Genomic DNA, 22,130 nt, shown 5'->3' with positions numbered 1-22,130 from the left:
TCGTCGAAAGCAGAACGCGATATGGACCAGACGCGTGACGTCGTGCGGTCGCTCATGGTGAGCCCCCTCCCGTAACCTTTTTGATTTCTTGGGTTCGCCGTCAGCCCCACGGCGTGAGTTTGAAATGACGTGGTCTTGTTATCGTTCGACGCTTCGCCCCGTTGCTCGGCGTCGCCTGAATTCTCGAAATTGCTATTTCCGAACGTCGAAAAAGCTTTTCTGATAATTGCAAATTGTTTCCACTGTTGCGTGACTGCGTCAAGACAGCACAGCGGCTAACCTTAAGAGGAGTGTGGACTGGACAGCGCAGCCTGGAATGCGCGCGCACCCTACCGGCGGTCGCGCCCGATTTCAGCAAAACGGGGAATCGAAGCTTTCCCGGACTACAGCACAATAAGGGCCGGAACGAAGCGATCGCCCTTCGCGTCGCGACCGGCGCGAGGAGATCGCCCAAGATGCCGAGCAAATGAGCTACCACCGCTGATGGCGCCGGGATGCGAGGCTCGCCCTGTCCCCCTGCGGTGCCTGCGACACTCTGCCGCACCCAGATCTCACTGCGGATCGACGCTGCAGGCGGAGAACCTGCGCCGAAATAAATCTGGTTCGAGCAGAGCAACGTCATTCTCAATTCCCGGGACGAAAGCTTTCCTGCTCCATGGAATACCCCCGCACGTCTTGACGCATGACCCGAATGGGTCATCCAGGTGCAGGGGACAGCGTCTCGGCAGACATTATCCGCTAGACTTTGGTCGGACGCCGTTTTCAGGAAAAACAAGCAAAGGGGCTTGCGTCGGGCCGCCTCCTCACGAAGCATGACGCGGGGTGTCTGCACGGAATGCAGCAAGAAAGGATGCGCGCCGGCTCGCAGCGAATGCCCCGGGGCTCAGCGGAGGGGGAACCGCTCGTGAAGACCAATGGAATCGACAATGAGGAGCTGTCGAAGGTCCTCAATCGACTTGGCGAGGCTGCCGTGAATCCGGAAGCCTGGCGCGGCATCATGGATGACATCTGCAAGGCCGTCGGAGCGTCGGCGGCCCTGCTTCTTCAGAGCGATATCAGAACCCCGGACGTTCCCCGCACGGATTCGATTGCCGAAGCCACCGATCTCTACTTCAGGAACAACTGGCATTTGAGAGACCCGCGCGTCAGGGGCTTTCCCCGCATGATGGCGGGCGAGGTCGTGACCGACTTCGATGTGATGACGCCTGAGCAGATTCGTGCCGATCCCATGTACAACGAGGTACTGTTCCCGTTCGGATACCGGTGGTTTGCCGGCATCGGCTTCTGGGCCGACAGCGCGGCGTGGGCATTGACGCTCCAACGGACCGGCCGCGAAGGCACGTTCGAAGCGCGCGACAAGCAACTGCTTGCCCAATTGGCGCCGCGCCTGACCGAGACCGCCACGCTCGCGACGGCGGTTGGACGAGCCGCGTTGACCTCGATGACCGACGTCCTGGACCGGGTTCGACAACCCGCCCTGGTCCTCAATCGGGAAGGCATGGTTCTGCGCACGAACCAGATGGCCGATCACGGCTTCGACGCCGAGATCCGCATCAGGGGGCGGCGCCTGCTTCTTCGCGACAAGCATGCGATGACGCGATTCGATCAGCTGGTCAGCATGATCCGATCGACGCCGGATGCCGCCGCCATCGCCGCCTCGCCGATCCTTGTCCGCCGGACGACCAAGCCACCGGTCGTGTTACGGCTCCTGCCGGTGGACGGCGCGGCGCGCTCCGTTTTCCTCGGAGCGCGCGCCCTGCTCATCCTGTCCAATCTCTCCCCGCGCCCTGCGCCGGACCCCGCGCTGATCGGCCAGGCCTTCGATCTCACCCCGGCGGAATCCCGACTGGCTGCCCTGCTCGCGACCGGCACATCGATCGCCGACGCCGCCGACCATCTGCGCATCTCGCGCGAAACCGCCCGCAACCACCTGAAGTCGATCTTCTCGAAAACAGGTATCCACCGCCAGTCGGAGCTGGTCACGCTGGTTTCGCAGTTGGGGTGACATCCGGCTTGTGTCCATCGGCACCCCCAAATTTCCTCCGAGCACGAAGCAGCACTTCAGCGCCTTATGCGCGCGCCCCCCTCACTTCCGGCTCCGAGCCGCCACGGACACGTTCATCAGCAAGAGAAACAACGCGCTTGTCGCCTGATATCTCGCCACCACGCGTTTCCTCGCTCGTCCTCGCATGATGGCCTTTCCGTCGCGTGAGCCAATACGCCACGCCCAGCCCCGTGACCGCTTGCGCATCTCGAGCTCGAAGAACGAAAAGTCATCGAGATCCACCAGATTGTCTCCCAACGGTTTGACGTCGCTTCGCGACTTGACGACCGGCCCGCACGCATCCCAAACCAACGCAAAAACGCTGCCGAGAAACGGACCGTCGCGTAAGGCGATAGGCCACCCGCTTCGGGTGCGCCTCCCCCAAATGGGCTATGTCGGGAGAAAACATGCCCCCCAAGGAGGCGAGGCGTCCATCGCTGGCCGCAGGGAATTTTCGAAGATCGTGCCGAAGAACAGGCATGGCTTGCCGGTTCTGGAAGCTGCCAATGAAAATAGAGCCCTGTTTGCCGCGGGTCATGCATCGAGAAGGACACTTTCCTGATCGTGCAAAAAACAGGCTGCGAACAGGGAAATTGCTTGCCCCATACCTGCACGGAGCCAGCAAAGAACAGGCGACAGATTGAGTGAGGGCTCTTCCCACCGACCGCTCGTAGTCGGCAACGGCTGCCATGCAGAGCTTCGCAGCCGTGCAGAAGCCGTTTGCGGTGTCTTTTTCCTGACTTTCGGTCCGCAAGGTGAACGGCATGAGACCAGACAGTTGACCGGCTGCGCTATCGCAGCTCTCCATCGCTTACCGCCTGGCCAACGACCTTACGCCCGATCCCCGCAACGCGCGGACTCATTCGAAACGTCAGATCGAGCAGGGCGAAACGCGACCCTTCGGAAAGCGACGCAACCGTAGGAGCCGCTCTCGCTGTAGATTAATTTGACTCTGCCTGAAGTTAAATTTATATATTATTTGTTATTTAATTTTTATTTTGACTGCCTAACTCTTCGAAAGAGGCGTGACTATGCGCCCAATCGATACTGCGCCAAGGGATGGTGAATTCATCTGGGTTGAAGGTGCGGCGGGGGCTGTTGAGGCCGTCCGGTGGTCGTCAGACATGGATGGATGGGTTCGGAAAGACGGCACGCCAATCGATATTGCTCCGACTCATTGGTATCCAGCAGCCGAGTATGGCGATCCGGACGACGAACCATCAGGCAGCTCGGCCGCAGCCGCCCTCATCCTGATCCCTGCAATTTTCCTTGGAGCAGTCCTGCTCGCCGCGTTCGACCCATTTAGTTCGGGAGCGGGTCAAGACGCGGTCTGGAGCGATGGCAGAACTATTTTTGGCCTCCATCGACAAGCCGAGATCGAAACCGGCTCTCAAGCGGCACTTCAGCAGGAAACGACCGCAGCGTCGATGTTGGCGGTGCCGCCAGGCTTTGGGCGGCAGCAATTCGATGAAGAGCAAGCACTCGCCAGCGGGTTGGCTGGCGCCCGGAACGAGTTCGATATCACGGTCCCGCGCGCGCAGGCGGCAGAAGCGGCCGCGGAACGGCTGCGGCAGTCGCTTCGACAGGAGCAAGCAGGCAAGGACGCGCTCACGGTAGAACTTGCCAGATCTCGCCGCGAGCTCGAGACCCGTGACGAAGACTCGCGCAATGCCGCCGATGTCGCCGAGCAGCAGAGGAAGGCAATGGCTCACGAAATCGCGGAATTGCAGCAGTCTCTCCAAGAGGAGCGAGACAAGAACGCCGAGCTCGTCGCAGAGGCCAAAGCTGCGCGGGCTGAAACGGCGAATGCCGAACAACAAAGTCGTGCGGTACAAGATACCCGAGCGCATGCGGCCGCGTTGGCCTCGGAACTTGCGGAAGCGCGGCGTGAGATCGAAGCCCGGAACATTCAATTGCGCGATGCGAATGATGCGATCGCGCAGCAAAAACAGGCGGCGAGCCGAGAAATAGCCGAACTGCGACAGGCGCTGCGACAGCAGCGGAGCGGGACGGAGGCTCAGGCAGGAGACCGTAAAGCGTCCTCAAGCCTCACTGAGGACGTTTCGACCGCTCCGGCCACTGAACGCTTGGTCCCGCCAACGACGCAGAACGGGGGGACGATGGTAGCGGAAGGACCCGTAGCCGCACGTCAAAGCGAGGCAGAGACTCGACTCATTCCGCGGGCCAGGGCCTTGCTCGATCAGGGGGATATTGGAGCAGCGCGGATTGTGCTTGAGCTCGCGGCTGAGAAGGACGTCCCGCAGGCAAGTTTCATGCTCGCCGAGACCTACGATCCGGCCGTGCTGTCCGCCTTAGGAACCTACGGAACGCGCAGTGAAGTGGCGAGGGCGCGCGAGCTGTATGCCAAGGCTCAAAAGGGCGGCATTCGCGGCGCCCAGGAACGGCTTGATGCACTGCCTCGCTGAAAAGGGACTCGTCGCAGTCCTGCTCGAGAAGGGATCGACATGAAGAAGGTGCCAAGGTCACACTCGTTGCTGCTGCTCGCTGGATTCATGCCAGTCGCGATGATGCTGCAGACGGCCTGCCTTGAGGCCCAAAGCGCGAAGAGCACCAAAGCTGATGTCCAGGTGATCCGACGGTCGCTCCCTCAGGAGAGTGAGAAGGACCGCGTCAATGCCTGGACCGTCGGGCTCGCCGGCGGCCTGCTTGAAGGCGCACCGATCCGTCTCGCCTCGGAAATGGCACGCGTCGTCGATGACGGCGCAGATCTGCATCTCCTACCGATTGTCACGCGCGGGGCCACCGACAATTTGAACGCGTTGCTCTATTTGCGCGGCGTCGACACGGCGATCATCAATTCCGACGCGTTCGAGGAATACAAAATTCAGGCACCTCAGGTCCGAAGCCGCATCACATATCTGCTCAACCTCTTCCCGTCCGAGCTGCATGTTTTCGTGCGGCCGGAGATCACAAATCTGCAAGATCTTGCCGGTAAGAGAGTCAACTTCAACACCTTGGGCACCGCAGCCGCCTACTCCGGACCGCTGATCTTCAGCCGCCTCGGCATCGAGGCCGACAAGACATTTATTCCGCATCAGGTTGCCTTGGAACAGATGCGCAAAGGGGAGATATCGGCCGTCGTATTCATTACGTCAAAGCCGGTCGACGCCTTCGTCCGCGGTCGCTGGGAGGCGGGCTTCAAATTTCTTCCGGTTCACTATGACAGTAGATTCGAGGACTATTACCTACCGGCGACATTGGAGCCAAATGAGTACCCAAACCTCATCAAGCCGGGTGAGCGAGTTTCAACGATCGCGGTTTCGACAGCGTTGGTTGCTTTCAATTGGCCGCCACGCTCAAACCGCTATCAACGCGTGGCTCGCCTCGTCGAGTATCTGTTCTCGCGTATTGATCGGCTTCAGGCGCCGGGCTTTGACGCGAAGTGGAGGTCGATCAATCTAGCAGCCACCGTTCCTGGTCTCACCCGTTTTCACGCCGCCCAGGAATGGCTAGATCGCAACTCGCGGAGAGCAGAGTCACCATGAATCATGCGGCCGCTCCTCTGGTCGTAGCCGTCAGCTTCGCCTGCCAAATCGCGCACGCGCAAAGTGCGAAGGACCCCATGGGGATAGCTCGAGCGTGTTCGGTGGCGGAGGGGTCAGGGCGGCGAGACTGCCTGCATAATTCGCCACGCGAGGCTCCATCGCTCGGCCGACAAGCATCAGACAACCGATGGCTTGTGAGCGAGACTACGTCACCGATCGACTATTCCCCAGTCGTCGCCGCTACCACCTCCTCGGTCAGCGCTGCCGATGGCGCCGCCATGCAACTCTCGATTCACTGCCGAGCCGGTCGCACAGAAGTTACGGTCGCAGGAGCTTTGCTCTCACGCAGCGCCAAGGAATATGTAATTTCGTATCAAGTCAACGCGGATCCGCCAGTTCAACTCGCGGCCGCCTCGCCGTCGTTCGGGTCCGGCGTCTCTTTCGGCGGCGATGCCATTCAATGGCTGAAGGCACTACCGGACGACGGCAATATTGTTGTGCGTCTTTCGCCTCGCATCGGCGCGGTACAGGAAGGACATTTCCAGCTCGATGGATTCGGGCACGTGCGCGAGAAACTGGCGGCGGCATGCAAATGGCCACATAGCGTCGCCAGACCAGGAGGGTGATGGTCATAGAAACGGGCAAGGAACAAGATGAGCAAATTGAAGTCGGCAATGGCAGCCATCATCAGCGGCCTGGCGATGATAGCCCTGGTTAGCGCGAACGTCCGTGCCGAGATAGACAACCATGTGATCTCACAAGCGAATGATAGCTCAGCAAATTCTCAGACGCAGAGCAGATTGAAGCCGGCGAGAAAGCAGGGCCAGCACCAAACAAGGCACCCCGCCGCTCGGGCTGAGCCGATGCTGGCTCAGGCGACAAAAGCCGCCTCCGCCGCGAAGTCGCATAGGCTGATCCTACAGGTGAACTCCAATGAGCCTGCCATGATGAATCTGGTGCTCAACAATGCGACCAACGTCGCGCAATATTACAACGATCGGGGCGAGCCCGTGTCCATCGAGGTTGTCACCTTCGGCCCTGGCCTTCACATGTTGCGCGACGACACCTCGCCGGTAAAGCCTCGCATCGAGGTGCTCGCGATGAGCCATCCGGAAATATCTTTCAGGGCCTGCGCGAACACCCAGGAAAACATGCGTAAGGCGGAAAGCAAGGACATTAAGTTGATTCCGCAGGCCACGGTTGTTGAATCCGGCGTCGTCCGCGTTATGGAGCTGCAAGAGCAGGGCTGGAGTTACGTAAAACCCTGACTTCGTGGGCGGCTAGATCATCAATGGACCGTAGCTCGGCGCGGCGCGAATTACCGATGACATTCGTGCGGTCGCCCCCAAGAGCCGTTATTGGAGTAGCAAGCTTGACACACTAGAGGCCTATCGCGGCGCCGGACTGAGCAAGCCATCCAAAGCCCGACTTACGATAATGGCGGTCCATGCGCAGGTCGCCACGGTCCAAAACGGGGGACTGAAAGCGCCGATCTCCACGTCATGCTCGTACTTTCGAAGTGCAAAACGTTCTTGGACGTCCGCCGACCCTCACCAAGCGCAGCAGCCTTTTACGTTTGTGCGGCACGATTGTGCAGCACGATGCGCCGATCGTGGAGACGACCTACTCCAATACTAACACCTAAGAGACGGCCCCGGCTTTGGGGCGGCTGTTGAGGTGGCCGGGGCCGCTCTGCCAGCTCCGCGGTAAGCTGGCGACTCTCAAGCTAAGAAAGCCCGCCTTGTTCCTCCAGCGGCTCCGCCTTGGCAAAAGAAAGCGAACGATGCAATAACGGCACAGATGGTATATTCTCCACCATCCAGGCTTCGTTTGGATGCCGGGTCATCGCGGTCACTCCGTTAAGCGACGCAAATGCCTTCATAGTCGGCGAAACTCGGCTACCCGCTGCTTCAGCGAAACTCTGGCCTCAAAGCCTGCGAGCAGCCAGGCCATAGACTGCGTGTGACCTTTGCGCGATGTCTGATTTCCCCACCACGCGCTGAACCTGGAGGCTGACGGCGGCAATGGTCGACGAAGAATGTCTTCGATTTCCGAGAAGCTGAGGCGGATCGTTTCTGCCTTGCGGCGCTGCAGCTCCTTCCGCAGGGGGTCGTAAACGGACATCAAATCCAGCTCGTCACGGCATCACGGGAAAACACAGGTTTCCCATTTCAATCTTCTCAAAACGAAATATGATTACGACATAATCATTTTAATTCCTCATTCGGGAAAAAGCTAGTTTAAATTGCCATCGCGTCCGTCAATGCACGGGCAGCTGAGGCACGGTCCGCAAATTATCTTCGAAGTCCTATGTCTATTCTAGGTCAAAAGCTTTGAAGGCCTCTCAAGTTCAGTACCACTCTTGCGGGTGCGAGCGTGTACATTGGGGAGAATAGACGGTTGTGATTGTGCTCAGCGCGCTTGAGCGCGAAAGGCGCGAAATTGTGTCTGTCCGAAGCGAGCTTCAACTAACGCCAGTCGGATTTCTTTCAACCATTTGGAGCGTCTTACCATGGCGATGGGGACGGTTAAGTGGTTCAACGTGACGAAGGGTTACGGTTTCATCCAGCCTGACGCTGGCGGGCCGGATGTATTTGTGCATATTAGCGCGGTGCAAAAGGCCGGTCATGATGTATTGCGCGAAGGAGCGCGTGTCAGCTACGAGCTTAGAACGGGTCGATCCGGGAAAATGGCTGCCGAGGATCTGCGCGTTGATTGAAACGCTACATGCAAAGCCCGGCCTGTGCCTAGCAGAACGAAAGAAGCCGCCCTTAGGCGGCTAGTTTCAGTGGTCTCTTCCTCTACTTATTCTCGCGAGCGCGTCGGCAGTGTCTCGCGCGGCGTCCTTCACGTCTCCTTTCCTTAAAGATTGGCCGTAGCAGCAACGGATTCGGCTCTCAAATCGGTGGCAAACAGGTGTGCTGAGGCGCTCCAACGGGCAAAATGCCGCCCTAGAGGACAAGCCTCGATGCAAACCAGAGGACGACACAAAAGCAGATGCCGATTCCCACATAGGGCAAAACAAGGCGCATCGCTCCCTCCTTAGCTCTGAGACGCTACGACCATCGAACTGTGACGAGCAATCGCGGGCTAGCCGCGGGACGGTTGCGATTCTCTGCGTTACGCACGACGCTGGGCTGAGATGGGACGGGGACGAGAATCCTCCTTAGGCCGCGGCAGAGCTGAGAAGTGCTGCGGCCGTTCAGGCCGCATCGTCAGATTAGCAGGCTCATCGCTAAACTCCTCAGAACATCGATTTAAAATATTAATTCCCTTGATTTAAAACGTGATTTATATATGGCAACGAAGCGTTGTAGATGTTCACCGCGCATCTTCACGTGAAGCATAATAAACGGAGGGGCCCATGGCGGTTCTATTCGGCGATACGACTGGGTCGCTCACGGGACGACAGCATGGCGGAAGCCAAACTCTGATTGGTTCTGAACCGATGAACCTATTATTCGGGGACGCGGGTTTGAACTTACTCGACCACGCAATTGGCGGTAACGACACATTGGTAACTTCCGGCGCAGGAAGTCTGTTCGGCGACGCAGGCGGTAATATTTCCGATCATGCACGGGGCGGCGACGATACGTTGTCAGCGCAGGTGCTCGCGTCTGTTGTCACCATTGGTGAGGCTTTCATCCTGAATATGTACGGCGATGCTGGCGGTGATATCTCGGCTTGGGCTATTGCCGGCGATGACACCCTTAATCTCGAACTGCCCCCGACCTTTACACCCGGGGTGAAGGTGAATGCCTACGGCGATGCCGGCGGAATCTTGTCCGGTCACGCCCGTGGTGGCGACGACCATTTTAGCGTTTCCGGTGGTGGGCATCAGACCGTCACCGTATACGGAGACGCTGGCGGCAACTTAATCAATTGGGCGGCGGGGGGCAACGACACGTTCGTTGGCCACGTCGGACCGGACAGTAATGTAGTGTTCTTTGGCGACACGGGCGGTAGCTTGCTCGGGCTTAGCCGTGGCGGTGATGACAGCTTCACTGTGAGCGGATCTGAGTACAACAGTTATCTCTATGGCGATGCCGGCGGCGACATGGCTGGTCATGCGGCTGGCGGCAACGATAGCTTCGCCGTGAGCGGAGCCAATCCGTTCAATTTTGTCTTTGGCGATGCCGGTGGAAACATGTCCGCCTTCGCCGCCGGTGGGAATGACACCTTCAATGACTCAAGCGATGTAACCCTGACCGATCGAAATGTCTTCGCCGGCGACGCTGGCGGGAACATGTCCGGTTCCGCCCGAGGCGGGGATGACACCTTCAACAAGACCGGCCTAGGGGGAAGTACATTCTATGGCGACGCCGCAGGCGATATGTCCGACCGTGCCCACGGCGGCGACGACATTTTCCAGGCCTCAAACACCCAAGACCAAGATATCTTTTATGGCGATGCCGGCGGCAATATGGGTGATCGAGCTGTTGGCGGCGACGACATCTATATCGGTGGCAACGTATTCCCCGGGCTGGTCAATCAGGCGTATGGGGATGCGTCGGTCATGTCCGGCCACGCCGACGGCGGTAATGACACGCTGGTTGGTGGCGATGATCCGAATCCGCATCCGGCGGGCAGCTACGAGACCATTCTCGTCGGCGATGCCCGATCCATGTCCGACCACGCATGCGGCGGCGACGATAAACTAGTAAGCGGCACCGGAAATGATGATGTCTGGGGCGATGCCCAGGTGATGCTTGGCTTGGCCAAAGGTGGCAACGACACGTTTGTGTTCAATTTCGACAACGGCCACGATAAGGTCGAGGATTTCGGGCAGAGCCTCTCGAATTTGGGAGCCGATCACATCGATGTCTCCGCGCTTCACATAGAGACCTTCGGTGATCTGAGTATCTCGCTATTTGATCCTGTAACACACGAGAGCTCGATCACGTTTGGTCTGGGAAACGACGTGGTGGTGCATAGCGAGGAAGCACTCAGCCCTCAGGATTTTATCTTCACGCCACATCAGGAGGGTTTGTTGGTCTGAGCCGACGCTCACGGCCACCCGCGCACGCGACAAACAACCTCGTGCTCAGGGCGACGAGGTCATCGGGTAGTCTTCGGCTGCCCCGGACGCGCGGGGGGAACTATCCGAGCCGTATTACACTTCGGAAGCTGTGGAGGCCCCTCATGAGTAAAGAGTGGAATAGCCACCGCACCTCAGTCGTACTTTTCGCTAGTGCGGTAATCGTTGCGATCCTCGCGGCGCTCGTCACGACACTCGATGGGGTCGACACAAGGACGGCGAGCAACGAAACGCGGCCCGGTACGACGGGCCTCGCAAGGCCACATCCGCCACTGGACCTAGCACCAGGCGAGCCGGTACTTGGCAACAGGAAGCTGCCGCATATCCCGCCTACCCGATGATCGGACTGAACCGGCAGCTCGTAAGAGATCAGCGCTCCGTCTGCCGCAGGCTGAAGGTTGGCGAGTTGCGCAGTCGGAAATGGGTTCAAACGGTTTTCCAGTACGCGAGCCGAGCTTTCGCAACACGATCGTTTTCATGCCGCCGCATCCGCAGCGAATCACAGCCTGCTTCAGCGTTTCGAAGGGCAGTCGAGCCAACCAAGCGGTACAGCCAACGCCTCAAAGGACAAATCGTCACTCACGTGCCCGGAAGGCGGCGCAGGAGGTCCCCCACCAATGAATACCAACTGAAGGCGACACCTAACTTGCCTCGGGTCGCATTCTCGTGATCACACCATCAGTGAACTTATTTAATTTGATTTAATTCTATTTAGGCGCTTTAATCCTTCAGCCGGCGCGGAGGACACCATGCCCGAGCAAGATGACGACCGTCGCGAATTTCTGAAGACCTGCGGAAAGTTCGCGGTGGTGACGCCACCCGCGATCACAGCCTTGCTTTCGACCTCTCTGACCAGCACAGCCATCGCCCATTCCGGCGGCGGCTTGGTGCACCACCGCGGCAACAATGGTTGGGGCAATGGTGGCGGAGATGGCAGCCCTAACGGCAAGGACGACAGGGGCCGTTGAGGTTCTACTAGTTCGACCGCGGGCGTGGACCGATTGGCCGATGGGCTAGGTTCGCATGCTCTTCGGCGAAGTCTGATCAAGCTGCCTTGGCCCCCCGGCCAGCTGGATCAGGCCCCAGCTCCAGGCCGCCCTGGAGCTGGGGCTTTTGTAGTGATGCCTTGACGGAAGTGTGCCTCTGCCCTGAAGGGAGCGAACTTCGCTGGTCCGCTTACGCAATGCAGCTTGAGCAACAGAGCGGCTGCTCATTCGGCATTTTCGTTGGTGGCCTAACCAACCAAATCCTGCGTCATCACCTTATCGCCTGTGGAGACCAGGCCGGCCATAGTGTCATAGCCAGAGTGGCCATCGTCGCCCTTCCGGGTTCAAGGTAATTGGGGCGATCCACGAACGGGCTCCGCGTGACTGTCCTGAAAATTGAAGCCTGCTGCAATCAAAGCATGCGATCTCGAAACAGGGAAATTTCTGCGCAGCGTTAGCGGGCAACTGGCAAGTGTTCGTCTCGTCACCTGCTTGTGCTCTCGTAAGCACCGCGAAAAGAGGCGCGCCCTCCGCCTATAAACCTAATTTTGGCCGCCCCGGAACGCGTCGGGGGGAGACAATTGTCCGTCGCCCGACCTGCGCCTTGGCGTCCAGCACCTTGTCTCCAGCTCGTGCAGCGCGCGGAAGGCTGATCTGGTCCGAAAGGCTCGTGCCTCTCCCTGAGAGACCTTCTGAATCAACATTGGTATTTCCTTGGGCCTGTGTTGCTGGCCCGGATCTATTTCGGGAAGACGCTAGGCCGATGGAGATTTGATCCTCCTTGCTCGTGCCGCTTCCGACCGCACCGATCGGCAGGCCATTTTGCGCGTGGCCAGCCCCTGCATTTCGTGCGGCCTGGGCTGCCGCCCGCGACCTCGCCCGCGTGGCGGGCTGAACGTTCGAATTGCTCGGCTCGGCGTTGATGCCTGGATTTCCGCTGGTGACAGTATCTTTCGTTCCCATTCCCGGAGTTGCTGACGAACCAGCGTTACCTGCACCCGTCCCCATTCCAGAGGGTGCCGACGGGCCAGCGCTGGCGCTACTCGGGCCTGTCCCGGTGCCTGCGCCTCCGGACCCGGCATTAGCCATGCCGTCTGACGCGAGGACCACTAGAAATGAGCTTGCGACGATGGCGGCAATTAATTGCGGCTTGGCGGGCATCTGACGATCTCCTTCGCCAAATTTGCATTAACCCCCACGCCGCAATCCAGTTCCTGTTGATGCAACACACACTCGTCCTCGAGCCACGCACTTCTCCACCGGTAATTGACCTAGTTCGCCGAGACGAGCGGTATATGCTGACTCGTCAGCGCAGCTGGGCCAAGACCAGCCTTTTTCTCAAGACCACTCTTTTAAAGGCGGATGCCCATTTCGGTTGAGGTCGCCCACGAGGGCGCGTACTCATTAATTTCGACCTGTCTGCTTCGCTCCGAAAGCGGCCGAGATCATGCGGTGGCGCAATATGTCGCACATCGCATGCGCAGACATTAACTGCAATTAGCGAGCTCGCTCCACGCCTGTGCCATTGGATCGAAAACGGCAGGGTTTTTCCGTACGGTGACTGACCATACTGGCATCGTGAACGTGGGGTCTAGGTTCGAGACACGTTCGGCGGCCGATCTCGCCTCTTCGATTCGACCGAGCCGGACCAGGGCAATCGTTTGAAGGACGTGCGGCACACTGAATGAAGGATTGGCTTCGACTGCGCGAGCCGCTGCCTTCAGAGCTTCATCAAACCGATTGGCATAGAGCTCAGTCACCGCGATCGCCATATGAGCAATCAGTGTATCGAAAGGACTTACCTCGAGCGCGTGTTGCGCCAGTTCAAGCGCACTTTGGCGGTCGCCCATGAACGCATGCGCGAATGCACTATTCCCCAAGGCAACGACATTTGAAGGACTGATCGACAGAGCCCGGCGAAACACCTCGAACGCGTCACTGAAGTCAGGGTCAGCGAACCAGATCACCAGACCGGCAGCACCGAGTGCGGTCGCGTCATCACTTCTCGTCGCAGCGCGAGCATAGCGGACGGCGGTGGCGCGATCGGCCTCGCTCAGTCCACCGCGGCTGAATCTGATCTGAAAACATCGCGCCAGCTGTGCCTGAGCAGCCGAATAATCGGGCTCCAGCTCCAATGCCTTCTGCAAAAGTGGAATGGCTTCCCCAGCGCCCGTCGGCATGGTCGTGCGCATTGATGAGATCGCCCGCAAGACGAGATCATAGGCATCGAGACTGTTGGGACGCTCTCGTCGGACGCGGCCGATTTCGACCTTGCGCAGATTCGGTTCGAGTGCCCCGATCAGGCTCATCGCAATGGCGTCTTGAACTTCGAAAATATCGTCAAACCGGCGATCGTACCGCTCGGCCCACAATGCAGCACCCGTGTCAGATTCAACCAGCCTCGCCGTGATCCTTATGCGATTGTCGGCCTTGCGCACGCTCCCCTGCACGAGATAGCGGCACCCCAGCTTCCGCCCGATACTTGCCAGGTCGCCGGTGCCGGCTTCGAACAGCAAACTCGACGTGCTGCCGACCACCGATAGACCGGTGATACGGGATAGTCCCGTGATGATGTCCTCTACGATACCATCGGCGAAGTAATCCTGGCTGGAATCCCCACTAAGATTGGCGAACCGCAGCACGGCGACCGTAGTCCCGCGCGCCGGGATGTCTCCAGAGCCCGAATACGCCAGCATGTCTGGACCATTCTTGACTCCCACGAGGCGATAGCCTCGTCCCGGAACGGTAACGACGTAGCTCTGACCGTCACTTCCGAGTTCAAGTGCCTTGCGCAAGGCGGACACGTGCACCTGGATCGCGTTCTCCTCCACCACGCGGCCCGCCCCAGATTTTTTCCATCAGGCGATCCTTGCTCACAACCTCGCCTTGGACCGAAGCCAATTCGCAGAGGATATCGAGCGCGCGGCTTGGGAGCTTGACGGGCTGTCCCGAAAAGGTCAGCCGCCGCTCGACAAGATCCAGCACAAACTTTCCAAATCGAACAGTGTCTCGATCCGGTTTCGGATTGACCGCCATGCCTGTTCAGAACTCTTCAGACCCTGAAACAAGGACCTTAAGGGTATCGCTCCGTAGTGTCCATCGAGCCCGACAAACCGCCGTGCCGGCGATCGGGACGAGGAGATTCCGTCATGCGCACCACGCATTTAGCTTTGGGACTGCTGACAACGATCGCTCTTTCGTTTGCCGCGCTTCCGGGCAACGCCCAGTCGTGGCCAACCCAAGTCGTGAAGATCATCACGCCATTTCCGCCTGGCAGCGGTGGCGACGTCACGGCGCGTCCGTTCGCCGAAAAGCTTGCGGAGCGGTGGGGGAAGCCCGTCATCGTCGAAAATCGTCCAGGCGCCGACGGCATCATCGCCGCGACCGCGGTGCTCAACTCGAACGATGGTCATACTCTCCTCTATACGAACGGGGGACCGCTCACGAGCAACCTGCTCGCGCACGCGGGCAGCCTTCCGTACAATCCCGATGATCTGCTGCCGGTTGCGGCGGCCGCTGAAGTCTACGTAGCGATAGGGGTGCCTGCTTCCCTGGCGACAAGCTCGCTGTCCGAATTTGTGGCGCAGGCACGCCTCAAGCGGGGCCAGTTCAATTGGAGCGGAACTCCCGGCAGTCTGGACTATCTAGTGCCGGGGTTTTTGAAGCGCGCCGGCATCGATCTCCCGCGTGTCCCATACCGAGAGGTGAGCATGGCGATGCAGGACCTCTCGGAAGATCGACTCCAATTCTATGCTGCTGCCCTCGCGACCCAGTTGCCGATGGCGCAAACCGGTAAGATCAAGATTATCGCGATCACGAATAGTCAACGATCCCCCTTCTTACCGGACGTTCCCAAGGCGCGCGAGTCGAGTTTTCCGGAGCTTGAGTACGAAGCGTTCCTGGGCTTTTTCGCGCCCCGCGGGATGTCGGCGGAGCTGCGTGAACGCATCGGTGCCGACCTGCACGCGATCGGCGCAGGCGCGGACTTGGCGGGACGCTTCAATGCGATCGGCATGCGGGTACGAGTCACCTCTCCGGCAGAACTGCAAAAGATCGTCATGGACGAGCGCGACGCGCTCGCCCGTTACACCCAGGCGCCGCCGAAATAGGGACGCGCAAAGCACCGAGACAGGAGAAATGTCCCATGACCCGCGAACATCCGCGTACCGATCGGCTTTTCGAGATCGGCAGCGCCTATCGACAGGCGAAAGTTCTATTGAGCGCGGTCGAACTCGGAGTTTTTTCCGAGCTCGCAGCCGGCCCGCTCGATGCGAGGGATCTCGCCAGCCGCATTCGGGTCCACGGTCGCTCAGCTCGCGACTTCTTCGATGCACTCGTCGCCACTGGTCTTCTGACGCGAGATGACGAAGGGCGATATCGCAACACCGAGGAGAGCGATTTTTATCTAGACCGAGCGAAGCCGACGTATCTCGGCGCCAGCTTCGATCAGTACAACCGCCGCGAATACGTCTTATGGGGGTCGCTGACGCAGTCGCTGCAGACCGGCAACCCGGCGGCCGAAACGCATGGCCATGATCATTTTGGGTCTTTGTACAACGACGCAGCGAGATTCCGGACCTTCGTCACCGCGATGACGTCCGGCAGCTTGCTCGCCGCTCAAGGTATCGCTCACCAGTTCCCCTGGGAGAACTATCAGACACTTTGCGACGTAGGCACCGCTCAAGGTTGCCTACCGGTCCAGGTTGCTTTGGTTCATCCTCACGTCCGCGCGATCGGATTCGATCTCCCGATGCTGTGCTCGGCATTCGAGGAGTACGCGGTCAAACGCAACGTCGCTGATAGGGTGAGTTTCGCGGGAGGCGATTTCTTCAAGGATCCGTTGCCTCAGGCCGATGTCATCGTGTTGGGTCGCGTCCTCCACAATTGGGACCTTGAAGCCAAGAAGATGTTGCTGGACAAGGCGTATCGATCGATCCAGACCGGCGGGGCTGTCATCGTCTATGATATGCTGATCGATGACGACCGGCGCACAAGCACAACTGGCTTGCTCTCCTCTCTCAACATGCTCCTTTGGACGGCGGGTGGGTTTGGATATACGGCAACGGATTGCACCGGTTGGATGCGTTCGGCCGGGTTCACAAAGACGATGGTTCGCCACCTTCCAGGTGGAAACTCCATGATCATCGGCGAAAAATAGACGGCGCCATATCTTCCGGTGCGGACACAGGATCATTTTGACTGATCCAGCCGGACAGTCCCTTGGTTGATGTCCGCTCCGCTCAAAAAGCAGCAGTGACGGTGGACAAATTAGGCGCATTATGTTTGGTCGGATGCCTGTGATTCAAGCTGTCAAAATGGAGCTTCGAATCATGCGCTATGAACTTGCCGATTTTGAATGGGCGGCCCTCAAGCCGATGTTGCCCAACAAGCCGCGTGGCGTTCCTCGGGTAAACGATCGTCGTGTCCTAAACGGCATCTTTTGGGTCTTGAGATCGTGAGCACCCTGGCGCGATCTGCCTGAGGCGTTCGGCCCGTACACCACTTGATATAACCGCTTCGTTCGCTGGCGGAGGGCTGGGGTCTGGAGCCGTATCATAGACGCACTTGCCGCTGCTCATGATGCCGCTGTCCAAATGATCGACACCTCGATTGTCCGCGTGCATCAGCATGGAGCCTGCATCATGCGAAACCAGCGCCAATCGATGGGGCGGTCACGCGGCGGCTTGACGAGTAAACTTCATGCGGTGGTCGATAGCAATGGTCTGCCGGTACGGCTGGCGTTGAGTCCTGGCGAGGCCCACGACGTTCGACTTGCGGGAAAACTGCTGTCTCGTCTGAAGTCCGGGTCAATGTTGCTTGCCGACCGTGGCTATGACGCCGGCTGGATCAGAGCGCTTGCCATGAAGAAGGGCGCGTGGGCCAACATCCCGCCGAAAAGCAATCGCAGCGATCCTATCTGCTTCAGTCCCTACCTCTACCGGGCTCGTAACCGGGTCGAGCGGCTCTTCAACAGGATCAAACAACGTCGCCGGGTGGCGACGCGCTACGACAGGCTCGCCGCCAACTACCTTGCCTTCGTTCAACCCACGTCAATCAGGCTATGGCTGCGCCTTTAATGAGTCCGCGTACGAGATGCGGCTCGAGGCAGCCGATCCTTCCGAGATCCGCATCGTGCAGCTCGTGTCGGCAGCGAGCCCTGCTTCACGAGCCTGCGGCTGCTTCCGCCAGACCACTGCGCCGGCCCCGGTCTTGAGACGATCCAAGCAGATTGCAACAACCCCTCTTAAAGGGCTGGCCACCCGTAAATTTCCCAAGTGTCAACCACCAAGCTCGCTGGTTTACTGGTTCGAGCCGAGTGCTCGCAGCATGAAAACACCGAAGCCAAAGCAATGGGCTAAAGAGGAGACCCAACGATTGGGAAGGCTTGCCCGGCAGGGAGTTGGCGCCGGCAGGATCGCCGCCGAACTCGGCCGCTACGCGGGGTCCGTGAGGCGAATGGCCCGGAAGTTGGGGCTGTTACTGAAGAAATAGCATCGAGCGAGAACCGGTCTGCCACGCCAATGTGTCGCGCGGCCGAAAGTTACAGCTCAACGGTTCAGCCGATTTCCCGCAACAAACGCGGCCTCGATGTGGCGACCACAGAAGACCGCGCGGTCCAGCCGAGAAAAGATGGTCATTTCAAATAGCGGGATGACAATCCCTCCAAGCACGGTTCTAGACCGGAATTCGATGAGGCTTTGAAGCAATGATCCCAGCCGCAGGATGGATCACCGCCGTCGCCAGCATACTCATTCCAGATGTCGCAACCGCCGTTGAATTCGCCTAGCGCTTTTGCACTGAAGCCCGCTCGATTAGGAAATCGTCTAACTTCCGACCGCCTCGGAGCTGCGGCTGCAGCCACCGCGGCAGCCTGCCACGACCGGACCATGTCTCCGACGGGTTCGTGGGATTGCGGTATTTGGGACGAACGGGCGGGTATGGACGGCGTTTACGATCGAACCGTGTAGCATTCTCGGCTAGCCCAATCCTGTGAAGTCGTTCCTCCAAATGTGCTTTTTGCACCAAGAGTTTCTGAGTAAGCCTGGCAGTGACCTGCTGGTGAAACATCCAGAGCTCATCAAGGGAGAGCGAATTGAAATGCGCGGTGTCCATGGCGAGATCCGAGGTTTAGGGACGAAAGCCTAGGCACAAAAGTCTGAGATGAAGAAGCAGGCAAGGCATCAGACCGATGATAATCGCACAATCCACATTTAAATGCGGGATGCGGCGCGGAGAATGGCATGACAGCGGTAACATCATGGCAGGGCATTTAATTGATCATCGACGCAACGCTCGCTCGCCGCAACCAAAGCGAGATTATCCAAGAAACTCGCTCGTCAGCTTCGCCCCCAGCTTGGCCAATTGAGCTAACCCTGATGCAACCGACGCGAGCTGGATAGGTATTTTAATTCCACTGACCAGGAACACATTTAATTCATTGCCCTGCCGGATTTTAGTCGTATCGGGGCCAATATCGCCGCGAAGTCTCGGGTGGGGCACATCACCGAGAGTTTTCGATGTCCGATCATTTGCGATGTCGTTTCGCCAGCTTGGTTCTCCTTGGAGATCTTGCGGCGACACCTGCGCTCTCCGCCCCGTTTACTGACTTGTTTCATCCTGCACCTCGCGAACCTGCTACAAGCTCGTCAGCGCGACCGGAATGCTTGGCACAGCCCGGCAACCCGCCCGGCACCAGCCAGCGCTGGGTGTATCGGCGGGAAGGCCGCAGCAAATGCTGGTTCTTGGCCGAGGGAGTCGCGACGGCGCGACAACCGGGTCATCGTCGCATCGCTACCCGCACCGTCAGGCCCGACGAGAACGAGAACATGCGGCAAAGGCGGAGCCCGGTAAGCGATGCGCACGCGGAGTTACCAAGCTCTGCGAAGGCTGACGAGCCTCAACCGATGCCGCCGGCACGCGAAATGAAGGTGGCGAATGCTGCTTCTGTGTTCGATTCCGGCACGTCGACCCCAATTACGGCGGCTCCCCTCTCTGATCTTCCCAGCGGCCAGCTCACGGCCGAGCATTCCGTGCCGTCCCAAGCTGAGGTTGAGAAGCTTTCCGCTGCCGCGCGAGGCGACTTATCTCTTGTTATGCCGACGGCTGCGCGCGACGAACAGGCGCCGGGCGAGGTGCGCAGCCGAGCGGTAACCTGGCTCGGTGCGGCATTGATGATGCTGGGAGGCTTCTCGATACTAAGCGCGACTCGGGCACTTCGGCACGCGGTGAGATTTCGCCACTGAAAACATGCTGGTAGATCACCCAAAGGCTCGGTGAGTTTCTGGCGCGCTGGATCTACCGGATTGCAACACTTATAATGTTCCACGCGCCTGCACTTCATCTCATACTGCCTCAGCCCAACATTCGATTATGATGCAGTCCTCTCTTGAGTTTGGGACTGCCATCGTGCGGTACAGAGTGTTCATGGTGGACGGGAATCGGCGAGTGATCTGCGCTGCAAAGCTCGATTGCATTGACGAGCAAGCGGCGAGACGTCGAGCCCAGCAGATGAACGGCCAGCACGACGTGGAGCTTTGGGAACGCGATCGACTTGTTGCAGTGTTCCGAAGTGTAACGAATGAGACTCTGGGGCGAGCCCGCAATCCTGAATAGAGGCCCGGGCTTCGCCGCTGAGTGTTCTAAAGAATAGCGAGGTACGTCGCAGTGGCTGGCGGGCTGTGCGTCGCAGAGACATACTCGCGGAGGTTATTCCCCCGCGGGACGAACGGCGACCTCCCCACTTAGTTGGGGATTCGAATATCAAGCTTCGGACCAGGCGAGTCTCGAGCCTAAAGGGCTCTCGCTTTGCCGTCCGCCCTGATCCGACGTCTTCGGCTGATTGCTCTCGCTTCTACATGGCGGAGCTTACTTCGGAGCTTCTCCACCTCTCTAAGCTCCGTCACCAGCGCCTGCAGCCGCGCTCTCAGAACGGCACAAGTATAAGTCTGGGTACGCAACATCACATGCCTCGGAAAATGAATTGAACTAAAAAACCGCCGAAAAAGAGAAACACGAACAATCACTCGACCGAAGCTCAATGAGCTAAAGCCGCAGCCGCCAGATGCTCCCAGTACTCCGCCTCTGCAAGCAGCTGCCAGCTTCTGCCCGGTTGAAGCGCGGCAGTCTGTCGACAAAGCAATGCCATGGCGCGAAAGCGGCGAGCAGCTTCCATTGCAACCTCCCATTTTCTCCAAGCATATTTTTCATTTTTGCGATGGAGTCATCATAATTATATATTATAACAAAATTTGTCATTAAATCGCGAGCTTTTAAAGTTCCATTCGCGCTTATGAGCAACGGCTTTCGGTTTAGGCTTCGCAAGGGTTTCGAATGCTGGTCGTCGGCGCTCTATTGCGCGTCAAAACGCACGAAGAACGTGCGGCACACCACACGAGACGCGAAGCTCGGATATCGCGCTCCCAGCTTCTCGACCGCCTGGCTGCACAAGGGGCTCTTGGTCGTCGCGCTCCGGGGCCACCTGCGCCGGCTAAGCAGCGGCAATCACCGGAGCCCGAACCAGTTTGAGCTAGCCACACCTCGTTTTAAATAGATGAACTAAATATTTTGGTCGCGACAAAGTCTCGACAGGACCGTCGAAGGCAACCAATACAATCCGCGGCGCTCTTGGCTTAGGGCTGAGTAGATTACGAGCATTGACCTAGGTGAACGAAAGTAATTTTTGCAACTTTTTCCCGTGCGAAGTCGGCAACCTAGATCTTATTGGGATTTTATTTTCAGGGATATTGCGATGGGAAAACCTGTCGTTCCCGTGAGGCATTCCGCGGGTTATTCGCATTTTTCGCAGCGAAAGCTCATCACGACCATGAGTCGGCGGGCGAACAGTGCTTGCTCAGACTGTTCGAATCCGTGAAAGACATTCCCGATCGTCTACTGCAGCAGCGGTCGGACAGAGTTGAACTTCTGGGCCCCGAAACCGTGGGCCGGATAATGGAGCCGCAAGCCCACCAGGTCAGAAGCGGCAACGCGCAATACGACCATGCCAGCGATTTTCTTCACGCGGTGCTGAAAGATCTCGGACGGAAAGTCCCGTAATCAAAATTGCCCGTTGTGCCGGTGCAACCATCCGAGATGTAAATATTCTGGGCTGCTAGCTCACTCCTAGATGGCCCCTGCAGGAGCTTATGGGTAGCCATAGCAAGACACCACTCCGCAGTACACGGTTGTGTGTACGAAGCCATATTGGCGCCAAAGCGAAACAATACTGAAACACTTCCGTCCGATGCTGAGGCGAGTGAGGAAGGTTCAAATGGCCAGCGTATTTTCCGGAGTTGTGTTCATAGCGCTCGCAGTGATCGGCTTTTCCTCGTTCATTTCGACCGCCCTTTCAGCATCGCGGGATGCGAGGTCCGCAACGTTATCAGTGCGGTCCGCGCCCGCACCCAACGTTCCCACCTGCACTTTGCCCCTAGGCCGCGGCCCGTCTCGCGTGTGAGTTCATAACCGGCTGCCTTCCGTACCAATCAGTATTCCGCTGTTCGAACAGATGCGGCTCGCGCGGCCGACATGGAGAAACTGCACGCGGGATAAATCCGGAC

At 58.6% G+C, this 22,130-nt stretch carries 14 protein-coding genes and 2 pseudogenes; 12 read left to right on the top strand and 4 right to left on the bottom strand.

What is annotated here, in order from left to right; translation table 11 throughout:
• Window positions 1-904 precede the first annotated feature (904 nt).
• The 5 genes from AC0WRY_RS07995 to AC0WRY_RS07975 all read left to right on the top strand — a co-directional run bounded on the left by AC0WRY_RS07995 (window position 905) and on the right by AC0WRY_RS07975 (window position 6,818).
• On the top strand, window positions 905-2,005 hold the full coding sequence (locus tag AC0WRY_RS07995; protein ID WP_491122910.1) for a helix-turn-helix transcriptional regulator: 1,101 nt from the start codon (window positions 905-907) through the stop codon (window positions 2,003-2,005).
• A gap of 1,070 nt (window positions 2,006-3,075) precedes the next feature.
• Window positions 3,076-4,470, top strand: coding sequence for a hypothetical protein (locus tag AC0WRY_RS07990; protein ID WP_491122909.1), 1,395 nt, complete (start codon window positions 3,076-3,078; stop codon window positions 4,468-4,470).
• A 39-nt stretch (window positions 4,471-4,509) separates the two neighbouring features.
• A complete protein-coding gene (locus AC0WRY_RS07985) occupies window positions 4,510-5,550 on the top strand; it encodes a TAXI family TRAP transporter solute-binding subunit (protein WP_194406480.1) in 1,041 nt (346 codons plus the stop codon).
• A 278-nt stretch (window positions 5,551-5,828) separates the two neighbouring features.
• Window positions 5,829-6,176 carry a hypothetical protein gene (locus tag AC0WRY_RS07980; RefSeq protein ID WP_246776433.1) on the top strand — a complete coding sequence of 116 codons (348 nt, stop codon included), beginning with the start codon at window positions 5,829-5,831 and terminating at the stop codon, window positions 6,174-6,176.
• A 27-nt stretch (window positions 6,177-6,203) separates the two neighbouring features.
• Window positions 6,204-6,818 (top strand): DsrE family protein, encoded by a 615-nt coding sequence (locus AC0WRY_RS07975; protein ID WP_194406478.1) that lies wholly within the window; start codon window positions 6,204-6,206, stop codon window positions 6,816-6,818.
• Between the two features lie 610 nt (window positions 6,819-7,428).
• Here AC0WRY_RS07975 and AC0WRY_RS07970 read toward each other — a convergent pair.
• Window positions 7,429-7,674: a DUF7662 domain-containing protein gene (locus tag AC0WRY_RS07970; RefSeq protein ID WP_194406477.1), complete on the bottom strand. Its 246-nt coding sequence runs from the start codon at window positions 7,672-7,674 to the stop codon at window positions 7,429-7,431.
• A gap of 388 nt (window positions 7,675-8,062) precedes the next feature.
• On the opposite strand from AC0WRY_RS07970, the gene AC0WRY_RS07965 reads away from it, so the two are divergent.
• The 3 genes from AC0WRY_RS07965 (at window position 8,063) to AC0WRY_RS07955 (ending at window position 11,556) form a co-directional block, all read left to right on the top strand.
• Complete coding sequence (locus AC0WRY_RS07965) at window positions 8,063-8,269, top strand: cold-shock protein (protein ID WP_194406476.1); 207 nt, start codon at window positions 8,063-8,065, stop codon at window positions 8,267-8,269.
• Between the two features lie 645 nt (window positions 8,270-8,914).
• Window positions 8,915-10,549 (top strand): calcium-binding protein, encoded by a 1,635-nt coding sequence (locus tag AC0WRY_RS07960; RefSeq protein ID WP_491122908.1) that lies wholly within the window; start codon window positions 8,915-8,917, stop codon window positions 10,547-10,549.
• Window positions 10,550-11,337: 788 nt separating this feature from the next.
• On the top strand, window positions 11,338-11,556 hold the full coding sequence (locus AC0WRY_RS07955; RefSeq protein WP_304489398.1) for a hypothetical protein: 219 nt from the start codon (window positions 11,338-11,340) through the stop codon (window positions 11,554-11,556).
• A 1,505-nt stretch (window positions 11,557-13,061) separates the two neighbouring features.
• Here the strand turns inward: AC0WRY_RS07955 and AC0WRY_RS07950 are convergent.
• Window positions 13,062-14,610 (bottom strand): annotated as a pseudogene (locus tag AC0WRY_RS07950) (winged helix-turn-helix domain-containing protein).
• Window positions 14,611-14,723: 113 nt separating this feature from the next.
• Here AC0WRY_RS07950 and AC0WRY_RS07945 point away from each other — a divergent pair.
• The 3 genes and pseudogenes from AC0WRY_RS07945 (at window position 14,724) to AC0WRY_RS07935 (ending at window position 17,651) form a co-directional block, all read left to right on the top strand.
• The gene (locus AC0WRY_RS07945; RefSeq protein ID WP_491122907.1) at window positions 14,724-15,683 is read left to right on the top strand and encodes a Bug family tripartite tricarboxylate transporter substrate binding protein; all 960 of its coding nucleotides are present in this window, start codon (window positions 14,724-14,726) and stop codon (window positions 15,681-15,683) included.
• Between the two features lie 35 nt (window positions 15,684-15,718).
• Window positions 15,719-16,732: a methyltransferase gene (locus AC0WRY_RS07940; RefSeq protein ID WP_491122906.1), complete on the top strand. Its 1,014-nt coding sequence runs from the start codon at window positions 15,719-15,721 to the stop codon at window positions 16,730-16,732.
• A gap of 172 nt (window positions 16,733-16,904) precedes the next feature.
• Window positions 16,905-17,651: pseudogene (locus AC0WRY_RS07935) on the top strand (IS5 family transposase).
• Window positions 17,652-18,357: 706 nt separating this feature from the next.
• On the opposite strand, the gene AC0WRY_RS07930 reads toward AC0WRY_RS07935, so the two are convergent.
• A complete protein-coding gene (locus tag AC0WRY_RS07930) occupies window positions 18,358-18,642 on the bottom strand; it encodes an H-NS histone family protein (protein ID WP_371746354.1) in 285 nt (94 codons plus the stop codon).
• 249 nt (window positions 18,643-18,891) lie between these two features.
• Window positions 18,892-19,155, bottom strand: coding sequence for a hypothetical protein (locus AC0WRY_RS07925; RefSeq protein WP_194408513.1), 264 nt, complete (start codon window positions 19,153-19,155; stop codon window positions 18,892-18,894).
• Between the two features lie 323 nt (window positions 19,156-19,478).
• Between AC0WRY_RS07925 and AC0WRY_RS07920 the strand changes: the two genes are divergently transcribed.
• Window positions 19,479-19,817: a hypothetical protein gene (locus AC0WRY_RS07920; protein WP_246776432.1), complete on the top strand. Its 339-nt coding sequence runs from the start codon at window positions 19,479-19,481 to the stop codon at window positions 19,815-19,817.
• Window positions 19,818-22,130: the final 2,313 nt, after the last annotated feature.

Source organism: Bradyrhizobium sp. T-12, assembly GCF_058314695.1.
The sequence above is the reverse complement of the archived record's forward strand: the minus strand, read 5'-3'. Positions and strand labels throughout refer to the sequence as shown.